The following is a 12,943-nucleotide window of genomic DNA, read 5'->3' on the forward strand; positions in this document are numbered from 1 at the left end:
CGAGGTAGGTTTTCTGCTTTTCCGCCACAGTTCCGAGGATTGAGGCCTCCCCGAAGGGGATGCGCACCCTGCGGAAGTCTTCCTGTATCGCCCCGTTTCGTACCCCCCGCCAGCCGCAGATTGCCTCCGCCCGGATCAGGAAAAGAGCGGCCTGGCCAAATGCCTGGCCGAGAAAACGAATCAGAATGTCGCCGATTTCTCCGGGATCCTCGGCACGGGCCAGCGACCGGGAGGTCTGGTCGATGGAAAAGCCCTCGATCCGTAGCTTCCATGGCTCCGGTTGCGGCTCGGCGGCCGCCGGGGAGCCAGTCGACATGGGTTCCGGCGAGCCCTCTGCCGGGAGCGGTTCCGGCGCCGCCGTGAGCGGTCGCTGCGCCTCGGCCAGAGCAGCGGCCTGCGCGGCCGCCTGCCGGTGCTCTTCGATGCGGTCGATGATCTGCCGGTAGCGCTCGTCGATCTCGAAACGATAATATTTGCCGAGCGCCTGCACCAGTCGCACCTCCGGCGTGATCAGCGGCCTGATGATCTTGCCGGTGATGAAGGAGATTTCATCGATGGCGGTCAGTGCCGTGGGATCGGCCGTGGCCACGTAAAGCCGCCGGTTTTCCAGTCGGACCGGTACGACCTGGTACTGCAGGGCAAGAGCCCTGGGGATGAGGGTGATGACTTCCGGTGGGAGGTTCAGCAGCTCTTTCGGGTCGACATAGGGGACCGCCAGCTTGCGGCTGAGGAAGCGGGCGAGGTCTTCTTCCCCGATAAAGCCGAGTTCGATCAGGTTGGTGCCGATGCGGCCGCCGAAGAAGACCCGGCTCTGCAGGGCTTCGTCACAGTGGCTCGGAGTGATCAGTTCGGCTTTGAGCAGCATCTCCAGCAGGGTGGTCGCCATGTCGCTCTCCCTGACGAGAAGGTTTCGGTTGCCTTGTGCCCGGTTGGCTCTTACCCCATGCGCAGGTGCAGGAAGCTCTCCAGATCGGGGCATTGCAGGTAGGGATTGTGTTCCCGCTCGTAGGCGACGGTAGAGACCGGCCGGGGTCCGTAGTCGTGGCCGGGGTAGATTCGGGTATCGGGCGGGAACGCCGCCAGCCGGCGCAGGCTGTGGTAGAGCGCCTCAGGGTCGCTGCCGGCCAGATCGGCCCGGCCGACGAAGGTGACGAACAGGGTGTCGCCGGTGATCAGGGCGCCGGGCGGATGCAGAACGATCGAACCGGGGGTGTGTCCCGGGGTGTGCAGGATTTCCACCGTCCCCTCGCCGACGTTCAGAAGGCTCCCTTCGCTCAGGGGGATATCGGCCCCTGGCACATCCAGTGGATGGGCAGCGAGCCTGGCGCCGGTCGTCTCGAGGATATGGCCGTCGCCGGCGATGTGGTCGCGGTGGCCGTGGGTGTTGACCAGAATGTCGATGGCGACGCCGTGCTTGGCGGCCGCCGTCAGCAGGTTTTCCGGGGCGAAGGAAGGGTCGACGGCGAGGCCCCGAAGGCTGCGCGGGCAGTAGAGGAGGTAGGAGAAGTTGGCCATCTCGCCGGCCCGAATCTGGACGATTTCCAGGGCCACGGCGCTCACCAGTACTGCCTGGGGGGCTCCCGATGCCCCGCCCTGACGATTTCGCCGTCGACGATGCGGAAGACGTCGCCGGTGGCGCGCACCACCCACTCGTCTCCGTCCTCCGGCGGGTTGGGAAATTCCCGGCTGCCGAGGAAGACGTCTTCGCCGTCGATGAAGCCCCACCACTCCAGGGCGCCGGTCTGCCAGATCTTGGTCTTCAGGTTGAAAGCCATGCAAGCTCCTTGTGTGTCCGTTTTAAATGCCGACATGATACCCGAGGGGCGAGGAGGGGTCAACAGCACTCGCAGATGCAGAAAAGGGACCGGCTACGGAAGCCGGTCCCTTTCTCCGCGGGTGCAAGCTGTTCTTTAATCAGTAGCCTCAGAAGTTCATCCGCAGGCCGAGGGAGACGTTGTGGCTGTCGAATTCGGTCTCGAATCTGTTAAACGGGGGATCGACCAGCAGCGGGTCGGCTTTAAGGTCGGGGTCCGAGGTGCCGAAGAAGCGGTAGCCCAGGTCGAGGGTCAGCGCCGGGTTGAGGTCAAAGGCGATCCCGGCGGCCAACTGGTAGGCGAAGACGTTGTCGTCGTCATCGACGTAGCGAACCGCACCCAATTCGTCGAAGAATTTGACGTTGTTGGCGGAGACGTTGGCAAAGCCGAGGCCACCGCCAATGTACGGCACGACGGGGCTTCCCGTCTCGAAGTCCCAGTAGCCGTTCAGCATGAGGCTGGTGGCGCTGAAATCTCCATCGCCCTTGAAATCGAGCAAGTCAACCTGGATCTTGTCGACGTCGTTTTCACGATGGGCGAGCTCGATCTCCAGGCGGGCCAGCCCGTAGTCGTAGCCGAAGGCGCCGCCGACGTTGTAGCCGTTGTCGAACTCGATCTCGTCGTCGAAGAGGGCCGGGTCATCGAAGTCGACGTTGGCGTCCTGCAGCCAGGTCCCACCGACGTGAATGCTGAAGTAGGGATGCATGGGGGGATAGGGAGCCCCGGCGGCGGACGCCACCGAGGTCAAAAGGGTTAGCGAAGCCAGCGCGACCAGCAGGGACAGCAGCTTTCTTTTCATTACTTACCTCCACTCCGTTTGACGTTGATAAAAAGCCAGCGAACCCAAGGAAGTTAACAGGGGTTAAATGAATGTCAAGGGGGGCGGTGCGCCGCCAACTCCTTTCCTTGCCATTGTTGCCGCTTGTGACCGGGGGGGATTCTCTCTATAATGCTTGCAGAGTGCCCACCCCGCCCGGGAAAGGAAATGCGACGACGATGAAATTCGCCAAGATGCACGGTGCCGGCAACGACTACGTCTACATCAACGGTTTCGAGGAGACGGTGGAGGATCCCGCCTGCCTGGCCGTCACCATCAGCAACCGCCATTTCGGCGTCGGCTCCGACGGGCTCATCCTGATCCTGCCGTCCCAGGTGGCGGATGTGCGCATGCGCATGTTCAATGCCGACGGCAGCGAGGCGGAGATGTGCGGCAACGGGGTGCGCTGCGTCGCCAAATATGCCTACGACCACGGCCTCGTCAGCGCCCGGCAGATTACCGTCGAGACCGGGGCCGGCGTCCTGCCGCTGCAACTCTTCACCAATGAGCGCAACCGGGTCGAGAAAGTGCGGGTCAACATGGGGCGGCCCCGCCTCACCCGCGGCGAGATTCCGATGACCGGCGATCCCGACGGGCAGGTGGTGAACGCCGAGCTGAAGATCCTCGACCGCACCTTCCACATCACCGCCGTCTCCATGGGCAACCCGCACTGCGTCATCTTCGTCGACAACGTCGCCGAGTTTCCGGTGGAGAAGTACGGGTCGGTCATCGAGCGGCACCCACTTTTCCCCAACCGCACCAACGTGGAGTTCGTCGAGATCGTCTCGCCCGCCGAGGTCCGCCAGCGAACCTGGGAGCGCGGCGCCGGCGAAACCCTGGCCTGCGGCACCGGCTCCGCCGCCGTGACCGTCGCCGGAGTGCTCAACGGCCATACCGAACGGCGCCTGCTCAATCACCTGCTGGGGGGCGACCTGGAGATGGAATTCGCCGAGGACGGCCACGTCTACATGACCGGTCCGGCGGTGCAGGTTTTCGAAGGGGACTACCGCCCGCAATGAGCATGGAAGGCTTGGACGCGATTCTCTTCGATCTCGACAACACCCTCTACCCCCCTGAGCGGGACCTCTTCTCCCTCATCGACGCGAGGATCAACCGCTACATGCAGGAAGTGGCGGGGATTCCCGCGGCCGCCGTCGACGGCCTGCGCCGTCGCTACTGGGCCGAGTACGGAGTGACCCTGGGGGGCCTGATCCGCCACCACGGCGTCGATGCCGAGGATTATCTTGAATACGTGCACGATGTCGACGTCGACTCCCGCCTCGCTTCCGATCCGGACCTGCGCGCCGTTCTGCAGCAGTTGCCGCAGCGCAAGGTGATCTTCACCAACGGCTCCCGGCGGCACGCCGAGCGGGTCCTGGCGGCCCTCGGAGTGACCGACCAGTTCGAGGAGCTCTTCGACATCCGCATCGCCGCCTATTGCCCCAAGCCCTACGCTGCGCCCTACCACCAGGTCGTCGCCAGCCTCGGCCTGCCGGCCAGCCGCTGCGTCATGGTCGAGGATTCGCCGGAAAACCTGCGCACGGCCAAGTCCCTGGGCATGCGTACCGTGCTGGTGGGGACGACGACGTCGGCACCCTCTTTCGTCGATGTCCGCATCGCCGACGCCGCCGGCATCGGCGCGGTCATGGGGGTTGCCTGATGCTGCTGATCGGTGCCCACATGTCGATCGCCGGTGGCCTGCACCTGGCCATTGCCCGGGGGGAGGAGACGGGGTGCGCCGCCATTCAGGTGTTCACCAAGAATGCCAGCCAGTGGCGGGGGAAGGCGATCTCGCCGGTCGAGGCCGACGCCTTCCGCCAGGCGTGGCAGGAGAGTTCCATCGGCCCGGTCATCGCCCACGACAGCTACCTGATCAATCTGGCGGCACCGGACGAGGCGATGTGGCGCAAGTCGATCGCCGCCTTCGTCGACGAGATGGAGCGCTGCGCCACGCTCGGCATTCCGGAGCTGGTCATGCATCCCGGCGCCCACCTGGGAGCCGGCGAGGCGGCCGGCCTCCAGCGCCTGTCCGCGGCCTTCCGGGAGATCTTCGCCGCGGCACCGACCGGGGTGTCCGTCCTGCTGGAGAATACCGCCGGCCAGGGAACCTGCCTCGGCCACCGTTTCGAACACCTGGCCGCCGTAATCGAGCAGGTGCCGGAGGGGCGCTTCGGGGTCTGCTTCGATACCTGCCATGCCTGGGCTGCCGGCTACGATCTGGCGACGGCGGCAGGCTACGCCGCGGTCATCTCGGAGTTCGACCGGGTCATCGGTCTGGAGCGGCTGCGTGCTTTTCATGTGAATGACTGCAAGAAGGGCCTGGGCTGCCGTGTCGACCGCCACGAGCATATCGGCCGGGGGAGCATCGGCGAAGCCGGCTTTGCGGCGCTGATGCAGGATCCCCGTTTCGCCGGAGTTCCGAAAATCCTCGAAACCCCCAAGGGAGAAGGCGCGGAACTTGACCGGGTGAATCTGGCTCTGTTGCGCCGGCTGTCGGGAGGAAAGCAATGAGAGCCGTGTTGCAGCGGGTGAGCGAGGCGCGGGTGCGGGTGAAGGGCGAGATCGTCGGCGAGATTGGCCGTGGACTGCTGGTGCTGCTCGGCGTCGGCCAGGGGGATAGTGAGGCGGATGCGCGGTTTCTCGCCGAAAAGACCGCCGGCCTGCGTATTTTCGAGGATGCGCAGGGGAAGATGAACCTGTCGGTCGAGGAGGTGGCCGGCGCCGCGCTGGTAGTCTCCCAGTTCACCCTTTACGGCGACTGTCGCCAGGGGCGGCGGCCGGGCTTTTCCGCGGCGGCCCCGCCCGAGCTGGCCGACGCCCTCTACCGGCAGTTTGTCGATGGCCTGCAGAAGCGGGGGTTGCCGGTGGCAACCGGGATATTCCAGGCCGAGATGGCGGTAGAGCTGGTCAACGACGGGCCGGTCACCCTCCTGCTCGACAGCCGAAAGGAGTTCTGATGGACGCAGGGCAAAAAGAGTGGGCCGGGCCGAGCCGTTCGGCCAAAAAACGGGCGGCCCATCAGGTCGAGGAGTTGGCCCACGAACTGGCGGAGATGGTGGAGGCAGAGTGGCGCAAGCTGCCCGCGTCGGCCGAACTGCGCGACGAAATCCGCCAGGCCCGGGAGACCCGTGGTCACGGCGCCCGCAAGCGCCAGATCAAACATCTTGCCGGGGTGCTGCGTCGGGACGAAGAGGAGACGGCGGCGTTGCGCGACTTTCTCGATGGACGCCATGCCCTGCAACTGGCGGAGAAGAAGACTTTCCACATGCTGGAAGAACTGCGCGACCGACTCTGCGACCCGGCGCTCTTCGAGGCGGCACTGCAGGAAGTCGGACAAAGCTGTCCGGGGGTCGATTCGGCGGAAATCGCCCGGCTGGCCCGGGTCGCCCACGGCAGTGACGACCGGCGGGCTTACCGCGAGATCTTCCGCCGACTGCGCGAAGGCTGTGCCGCACCTCCGCAGCCTTGAGAAACAAAAAGACCCGCCAAAACAGCGGGTCCTTTTCTTTGTGCGCTGGAAAATCCGGTTTTACAGGGCCTTTTTGATCAACCCCTCAAGCTGGTTCTTGGGGACCGCTCCGACCACCTGGTCGACCACCTTGCCGTCCTTGAACAGAATCAGCGTCGGGATGCCGCGCACCCCGTACTTGCCGGGGGTGGCGGGGTTCTCATCAACGTTGAGCTTGCCGATCTTGACCTTGCCGTCATAGTCGTCGGCGAGGGCGTCGACGACCGGACTGATGGCCTTGCAGGGGGCGCACCAAGAGGCCCAGAAATCGACCAGCACAGGGGTGGTGGATTTGAGAACGTCATTTTCGAAGCCGTCATCGGAAAGCTGCATGACTTTATCGCTCGCCATTGCTTGGTCTCCTTTTTTTCTGGGATGCTAACAGAATTAAAAATATCAGGTTCAAATCATAATGCACACCGGAAAAAAATCAAGGCTTTAATTTCCGGCCGGAAGTGACCTTCTCCTTGACAGCCGGGGACGCTCACCCTATGATTCCGGGGGATTTTTCCCCAAGGATGCTGCGCATGGGACAGGAAAGAATCGACCGTACGGTTCAGGAACACCGGACGGTGATCGGCGAGATATTTTCGACCCAGGCTGCCGAACTGGCCGGGTTCTCCCGGAAGGTGGTGAGTGTTTTCCACCAGGGCGGGCGGCTGCTGATTCTGGGAAGCGGCCCGCTGGGAGCGATTGCCGACCTGACCGCCAGCCTTTTTCTGCACCGGCTTTCCCTCGAGCGGCCCCTGCTGCCGGCGCTTTCGCTGGGGCATGACACCGTGCTGGCGACGGCTCTGGCGCGGGACGGGCGCGGACACGAGTTTTTCGCCCGGCAGCTGCAGGCGGCGGCGACCAGCCAGGACCTGGTCCTGGTTTTTGGCGGCCCCCGGCGCGAAGAAGCCCTGGAGGAGGCGCTGACGGTCGCCGGCGAGCTCGGCTGCGGCACCGCCGCGGTGCTCCAGGGCAAGGGCGAGTTGCTGCGGGAACCGCCCGATTTTCTCTTCCGCCTGGAGACCGAGTCGGTACCGCGGGCGGTCGAGGCGGCTCTTCTTTTCGGCCATCTCCTCGTTGAGTTGGTAGAGGGGGAGCTGTTCGGCATCTAGCAGCAAGTCCAGGGTCCCTGGTCCAAGGTCCCGAGTCCAGGGGTCAAGGCCTAAATTTTCTCGCCTGAGTTCCCCGGATCTTGGAGCTTGGGCTTTTGACTTGGGCCTCGGGCCTCGGGGCTTGTGTTATGTCCGACTATCCCATCCTTCTCCAGCTCCAGGGCCGCCTCTGCGTGGTGATCGGCGGCGGCCCGGTGGCGATCCGCAAGGCCCGTGGCCTGCGGAAGGCGGGGGCCCGGGTCCGGCTGATTGCCAGCGAGCTGGCGGTGTCGGGCGGGGAACTGACCGACGTCGAGGTGGTCATCCGTCCCTACTCTGCTGGTGACCTGCAGGGAGCCTTCGTGGCCTTCGCCGCCACCGACGACCGCCTGGTCAATGCCGCCGTCGTGCGGGAGGCCCGGCAGCGGGGTGTTCTCGTCGGTGTTGCCGACGCTCCCGAGGAAGGGGATTTTACCCTGCCGGCCCTTTTGCGCCGGGGCAATCTGACGGTTTCAGTTGCCACCGCCGGCGGCAGTCCCGCTCTGGCCGCTCTCCTCCGGGATCGGTTGGCCGACCAGTTGGGCCCGGAATGGGCAACGGTACTGGAAATAGCCGCCGCCCTGCGCCAAAAGCGGTTGACACTTCAAGGGAAAACCGAATACAATCAGGCGATTTTGCGCCGCCTTCTGGAGGGCGGACTCCCCGATCTGATTGCCGACGGTGATGCTTCGGCCGTCGACCGGCTGCTGCAGACCCTCTTCGGTGAGGGGTGTACGCTGGCGCAGTTGGGGATTCGCCTCGCGAAAGGGATGACATGACCGCCAACATCCTCCTCTTCAAGATCACCCTGCTCCTTTATTTCGGCGCTACCGTCCTCTTTCTCGTTGACGTTATCGGCCGACTGGAGAAGACCGGCCGGTTCGCCCGCTGGCTGCTGGTCGGCGGTTTCACCGTCCATTCCGCCGCCCTGGTCGCCCGTTTCGTCGCTTCCGGTTTCACCCCGTCCGCCACCCTGCATGAGTCCCTGTCCTTTTTCGCCTGGACCGTGGTCGGCATCTACCTGCTGTTCGACCTGCGCTACCGGCTGGCCGTACTCGGGGCCTTCGTCTGCCCGCTGGCGCTGGTTCTGATGATCGCCGGCAGCGCCGCCCCCATGGGCGTGCAACCACTCAACCCGATGCTCGACAGCTGGTGGTTTCCGGTGCACGTCACCCTGGCCTTTCTCGGCAACGCCGTATTTGCCATCGCCTTCGGTGCCGGCATCATGTACCTTCTGCAGGAGCGGATGCTCAAGAGCAAGAAGTTTTCCGCCCTTTACTACCGGCTGCCGTCTCTGCAGACTCTCGACAGTATCAACTACAAATGTCTGACCTTCGGCTTTCCGCTGATGACCATGGGGATCATCTCCGGGGCGATCTGGGCCAACTCGGCCTGGGGCGGTTACTGGCGCTGGGATCCCAAGGAGACCTGGGCGCTGATTACCTGGTTTCTCTACGCTGCGCTGCTGCACGGCCGGCTGACCATCGGCTGGCGTGGCCGGCGGGCGGCGATTTTTGCCATCATCGGCTTTCTCTGCCTGCTGTTCACCTTCCTCGGGGTCAACCTGCTGCTTACCGGCGAGCACAGCTTCCGTGCCATGGGCGGTCGCTGACGGTCACCATGCCTCTGCGGGGGCGCCTGCAGGCGCGATTTCGTATTATGGATCGGTAGTATGAATATCATCGTTGTGGGGCTGAGTCACAAGACCGCCCCCGTGGAAATACGCGAGCGCGTCGCCTTTGCCCCCACCGCCATGGAGAAACCCCTGCGTGAACTGCTGGCGCTGCCGGCGGTCAGCGAAGGGGTCATCGTCTCTACCTGCAACCGCGTCGAGTTCTATGCCGCCAGCCGCGACGCCGATGCCGCCACGGCCCAGCTCAAGCGTTTCCTTGCCGACTATCACGGCATCCCGCTGGAACAACTCGAGTCGCACCTCTACGACTACCAGGGCGGCGAGGCCATCCGCCACGTCTTCCGGGTCGCCTCCAGCCTCGATTCGATGGTCATCGGCGAACCGCAGATTCTCGGCCAGATCAAGACCGCCTACGGCTACGCCGCCGAATTCAAGACCGTCGGCCTGATCCTCAACCGCTTCCTGCACAAGGCCTTTTCCGTTGCCAAGCGGGTGCGCACCGAAACCGACATCGCCAGCAACGCCGTCTCCGTCTCCTTCGCCGCGGTGGAGCTGGCGCGCAAAATTTTCGGCAGCCTCGACGGCAAGACGGTCATGATCATCGGCGCCGGCGAGATGTGCGAGCTGGCGGCCCGCCACTTCGTCAACAACGGCGTCTCCCAGGTCTTCGTCACCAACCGCACCTTCGAACGGGCGGAGAAGCTGGCCGCGGAGTTCGGCGGCCGGCCGATCCTATTCGACAATTTCGCCGACCATCTGAACCAGGTCGACATCGTCATGACCTCCACCGGGGCGCCCAACTTCATCCTCGGCCACAAAAAGGTGGAGGAGGTCATCCGCCAGCGCAAGAACAAGCCGATGTTCTTCATCGACATCGCCGTGCCGCGCGACATCGACCCCAAGGTCAACGACATCGACAACGTCTACCTCTACGATGTCGACGACCTGCAGGGGGTGGTGCAGTCCAACCTCAAGGAGCGGCAGAAGGAAGCGAAGAAGGCCGAAGGGATCATCGACCTGGAGATCGACCAGTTCCACCGCTGGATCGCCAGCCTCGAAGTCGTGCCGACCATCGTTTCGCTGCGCAAGAGGCTCGAGGAGATCCGCCGCGGCGAGCTGGAGAAGACCTTCGCCAGCCTCAAGGAGCTGGGGCCGAAAGAGAAGAAGTCGATCGAGGCGCTGACCGCCGCCATCATCAACAAGGTGCTGCACCAGCCGATCACCGTACTCAAGCAGTCGCAGAACGACGGTGCCGGCGAGAACTACGTCGATGCCGTCCGGGCGCTCTTCGATCTCGAAGCGCCGAATCCCGAAGGTGAAATGAAATCCCTCGACGAGCAGAGCGGCGAGGACTAAAGGAGATATGGATACATGACTATGAAGACGCTTCGCATCGGCACCCGGGCCAGCCAACTGGCCCTGTGGCAGGCCAACTGGGTCAAGTCCGAGCTGGAAAAGCGCTATCCCGGCCTGGAGGTCACCCTGACCAAGATCAAGACGCAGGGGGACAAGATTCTCGACGTGCCGCTGGCCATGGTCGGCGGCAAGGGGCTGTTCGTCAAGGAAATCGAAGAGGCGATGCTGCGCGGCGAGATCGACATCGCCGTCCATTCGATGAAGGATGTGCCGACCATCTTCCCCGAGGGGCTGGCACTGCGCTGCATCACCGAACGGGAGGACTGCCGCGACATCGTCATCCTCCGCCCGGGGGTTTCCAGCTGGAGCGAACTCCCTCAGGGCGCCCGCATCGGCACCAGTGCCCTGCGCCGCAAGGCCCAGCTCCTGCACCTGCGCCCCGACTTCAAGATGCTCGATATCCGCGGTAATGTCGAAACCCGCATCCGCAAGCTCACTGAAGACAATCTCGACGCGGTGATCCTGGCCGCCGCCGGGATGCACCGTCTCGGCTTCAGCGGCCAGATCGGCGAGTACCTGCCGGTCGAGATCTCTCTGCCAGCCATCGGCCAGGGTGCCCTGGGGCTCGAAAGCCGCATTGATGATGCAGAGATCAACGCCCTGATCGACTTCTTCAACCACCCCGAGACCGACTGGGCAGTGCGCGGTGAACGCGCCTTTCTCAAGCGCCTCGAGGGGGGGTGCCAGGTCCCCATCGCCTGTCACGGCACCGTCAGCGGCGACCAGCTCACCCTGACCGGGCTGGTGGCGGATTGCGACGGGGTGCAGCTGCTCAAGAAAACCGCTGTCGGCCACGTCGGCTCCGCAGAGAAACTGGGGACCTCCCTCGCCGACGACCTTCTCATCCAGGGCGCCGGTAAGATCCTCAACGAGGTCTACCAGCACGAAACGTTCAACGTAAACAAGGAAGACGTATAGGGGCGCAATTTATTGCGCCCAGGGCGCGATGAATCGCGCCCCTACGGCGATTTTACGAAGGATGCAGCGTAAGGGCGGGTCTGAGACCCGCCCTTACCGGTTATGGTGAACCATTGAAACAGGGCATCGTCTATCTCATCGGCGCCGGTCCCGGCGACCCTGGGCTCATCACCGTCAAAGGGCTCGATTGCCTGCGGCGGGCCGAGGTGGTGGTCTACGACTACCTGGCCAATCCCGAACTGCTGCGCGAGGCGCCCGGCGCCGAACAGATCTATGTCGGCAAGACCCGCGGCCACCACCATCGCCCGCAGGAAGAGATCAACACCCTGCTGGTGGACCTGGCCCGGCAGGGCAGGGTCGTCGCCCGGCTCAAGGGCGGGGACCCTTTCATCTTCGGCCGCGGCGGCGAGGAGGCCCTGGTCCTCAGCCGAGCGGGCATCCCCTTCGAGGTGGTGCCGGGGGTGAGCGCCGGCTTCGCTGCCGCCGCCTATGCCGGCATCCCTCTGACCCACCGGGACTTCACCACCAGCCTCGGCCTCTTTACCGGCCACGAGGATCCGGAGAAGAAGCTCTCGAGTCTCGACTGGGAGAAACTGGCTACCGGCGTCGGCACCCTGGTCTTCTACATGGGGATGGCCAACCTCCCGCTGATCGCCGAGCAACTCGTCGCCCACGGCCGGCCGGCGACCACGCCGGTGGCGGTGGTCCGCTGGGCGACCACCCCGCGCCAGCGCACGGTGACGGCGACCCTCGGCGATGTCGTGGAGAAAGTGCGCGCAGCCGGAATCAAGCCGCCGGCAGTGATCATCGTCGGCGAGGTGGTGGCCCTGCGCGAGGAGCTGCGCTGGTTCGACAACCGGCCGCTTTTCGGCCGCCGCATTCTGGTCACCCGCACCGCCGAGCAGACCGGCAGCTTCGCCGCCCTGCTCGAGGCGCAGGGGGCCGAGGCGGTCGCCTGCCCGCTCATCGAGATCGTTCCGCCCCCTTCCTGGGCGGAACTGGACGCCGAGATCGCGCGGCTGGCCGAGACCGACCTGCTGATCCTCACCTCGGCCAACGCCGTCGATGCCTTCTTCGGCCGCCTTTCGGCCGCAGGCCGGGACCTGCGGTCGCTGCATGGGGTTGTCGTGGTCGCGGTCGGCCCCAAGACCGCCGCCGCTATAGAGGAGCGCGGACTGCGTCCCGACCTCGTTCCCGCCGATTACCGGGCGGAGGGGGTGGTGGAGCTGCTCAAGGCCAGGGGCGTGGCCGGCCGGCGTGTCCTCTACCCGCGGGCCGAGCTGGCCCGCGACCTGATCCCCAAAGAGCTTGCCGCCGCCGGCGCCGCCGTCGCCGCCCCGCTCGCCTACCGCACCGTCCCGCCGGCCGGGGGCGCCGAGCGGCTGCGGGAGATTCTTGCGGCCGGCGATATCGACGCGGTGACCTTCACCTCCTCCTCGACCGTCGAGAACTTTCTGGCTCTGGCCGGGCCCGATGCGGTGGACCTGTTGCGCCGGGTGACTGTCGTCTCCATCGGCCCCCTGACCACGAAAACCGCCGAGCGCCACGGCCTCCAAGTGGCCGTCGAGCCTGCCGCTTCGACCCTGGAAGCGATGGTCGAAGCCATGGTAGAGTATTTCCGCAACCGACAGGACTGACCCTTATTCAACTGCCGGCCATACCTGGCCGGCGACAAGGAGGCCCCATGTTCTTCCCCGAATACCGTGCCCGCCGCCT

The 12,943-nt window shown here is 64.9% G+C and carries 16 protein-coding genes; 11 read left to right on the top strand and 5 right to left on the bottom strand.

The features are described from left to right. The 4 genes from VD811_01895 to VD811_01910 form a co-directional block, all read right to left on the bottom strand. A partial coding sequence (locus VD811_01895; GenBank protein HXV19725.1) for a hypothetical protein occupies nt 1–886 on the bottom strand: 886 nt, incomplete at its 3' end. Nucleotides 887–936: 50 nt separating this feature from the next. Next, nucleotides 937–1,560, bottom strand: coding sequence for an MBL fold metallo-hydrolase (locus VD811_01900; GenBank protein ID HXV19726.1), 624 nt, complete (start codon nt 1,558–1,560; stop codon nt 937–939). Continuing rightward, nucleotides 1,557–1,775, bottom strand: coding sequence for a hypothetical protein (locus tag VD811_01905; GenBank protein HXV19727.1), 219 nt, complete (start codon nt 1,773–1,775; stop codon nt 1,557–1,559). The genes VD811_01900 and VD811_01905 overlap by 4 nt, the downstream gene beginning before the upstream one ends. A gap of 148 nt (nt 1,776–1,923) precedes the next feature. Next, the gene (locus VD811_01910) at nt 1,924–2,613 is read right to left on the bottom strand and encodes an outer membrane beta-barrel protein (protein ID HXV19728.1); all 690 of its coding nucleotides are present in this window, start codon (nt 2,611–2,613) and stop codon (nt 1,924–1,926) included. A gap of 197 nt (nt 2,614–2,810) precedes the next feature. Between VD811_01910 and dapF the strand changes: the two genes are divergently transcribed. From dapF to yjgA, 5 genes are read left to right on the top strand one after another with little or no spacing between them, the layout of a single operon-like run. Beyond that, nucleotides 2,811–3,650, top strand: a complete 840-nt coding sequence (dapF, locus tag VD811_01915) for a diaminopimelate epimerase (protein ID HXV19729.1) — start codon at nt 2,811–2,813, stop codon at nt 3,648–3,650. A gap of 2 nt (nt 3,651–3,652) precedes the next feature. Next, nucleotides 3,653–4,291 carry a pyrimidine 5'-nucleotidase gene (locus VD811_01920; protein HXV19730.1) on the top strand — a complete coding sequence of 213 codons (639 nt, stop codon included), beginning with the start codon at nt 3,653–3,655 and terminating at the stop codon, nt 4,289–4,291. Further along, nucleotides 4,291–5,142 (top strand): deoxyribonuclease IV, encoded by an 852-nt coding sequence (locus VD811_01925; GenBank protein HXV19731.1) that lies wholly within the window; start codon nt 4,291–4,293, stop codon nt 5,140–5,142. Before VD811_01920 ends, VD811_01925 begins: the two co-directional genes overlap by 1 nt. After that, a complete protein-coding gene (gene dtd / locus VD811_01930) occupies nt 5,139–5,588 on the top strand; it encodes a D-aminoacyl-tRNA deacylase (protein ID HXV19732.1) in 450 nt (149 codons plus the stop codon). Before VD811_01925 ends, dtd begins: the two co-directional genes overlap by 4 nt. Continuing rightward, entirely contained in the window at nt 5,588–6,100 is a 513-nt protein-coding gene (gene yjgA / locus VD811_01935; protein ID HXV19733.1) for a ribosome biogenesis factor YjgA, read from the top strand. Before dtd ends, yjgA begins: the two co-directional genes overlap by 1 nt. 60 nt (nt 6,101–6,160) lie before the next feature. Here the strand turns inward: yjgA and trxA are convergent, their stop codons facing one another. Then, complete coding sequence (gene trxA / locus VD811_01940; protein HXV19734.1) at nt 6,161–6,490, bottom strand: thioredoxin; 330 nt, start codon at nt 6,488–6,490, stop codon at nt 6,161–6,163. 176 nt (nt 6,491–6,666) lie between these two features. Between trxA and VD811_01945 the strand changes: the two genes are divergently transcribed. The 6 genes from VD811_01945 (at nt 6,667) to cobA (ending at nt 12,864) form a co-directional block, all read left to right on the top strand. Beyond that, nucleotides 6,667–7,242, top strand: a complete 576-nt coding sequence (locus tag VD811_01945; GenBank protein HXV19735.1) for an SIS domain-containing protein — start codon at nt 6,667–6,669, stop codon at nt 7,240–7,242. A 128-nt stretch (nt 7,243–7,370) separates the two neighbouring features. Next, nucleotides 7,371–8,039, top strand: a complete 669-nt coding sequence (locus VD811_01950; protein ID HXV19736.1) for a bifunctional precorrin-2 dehydrogenase/sirohydrochlorin ferrochelatase — start codon at nt 7,371–7,373, stop codon at nt 8,037–8,039. Further along, nucleotides 8,036–8,872 (top strand): c-type cytochrome biogenesis protein CcsB, encoded by an 837-nt coding sequence (gene ccsB / locus VD811_01955; GenBank protein ID HXV19737.1) that lies wholly within the window; start codon nt 8,036–8,038, stop codon nt 8,870–8,872. Before VD811_01950 ends, ccsB begins: the two co-directional genes overlap by 4 nt. Before the next feature lie 60 nt (nt 8,873–8,932). Beyond that, on the top strand, nt 8,933–10,249 hold the full coding sequence (gene hemA / locus VD811_01960; protein ID HXV19738.1) for a glutamyl-tRNA reductase: 1,317 nt from the start codon (nt 8,933–8,935) through the stop codon (nt 10,247–10,249). Between the two features lie 15 nt (nt 10,250–10,264). Further along, nucleotides 10,265–11,227 (top strand): hydroxymethylbilane synthase, encoded by a 963-nt coding sequence (gene hemC / locus VD811_01965; protein ID HXV19739.1) that lies wholly within the window; start codon nt 10,265–10,267, stop codon nt 11,225–11,227. 113 nt (nt 11,228–11,340) lie between these two features. Then, nucleotides 11,341–12,864, top strand: a complete 1,524-nt coding sequence (gene cobA / locus VD811_01970) for a uroporphyrinogen-III C-methyltransferase (protein ID HXV19740.1) — start codon at nt 11,341–11,343, stop codon at nt 12,862–12,864. Nucleotides 12,865–12,943 lie beyond the last annotated feature (79 nt).

The sequence above is a fragment of the Desulfuromonadales bacterium genome (assembly GCA_035620395.1).
Lineage (GTDB): Bacteria > Desulfobacterota > Desulfuromonadia > Desulfuromonadales > DASPGW01 > DASPGW01.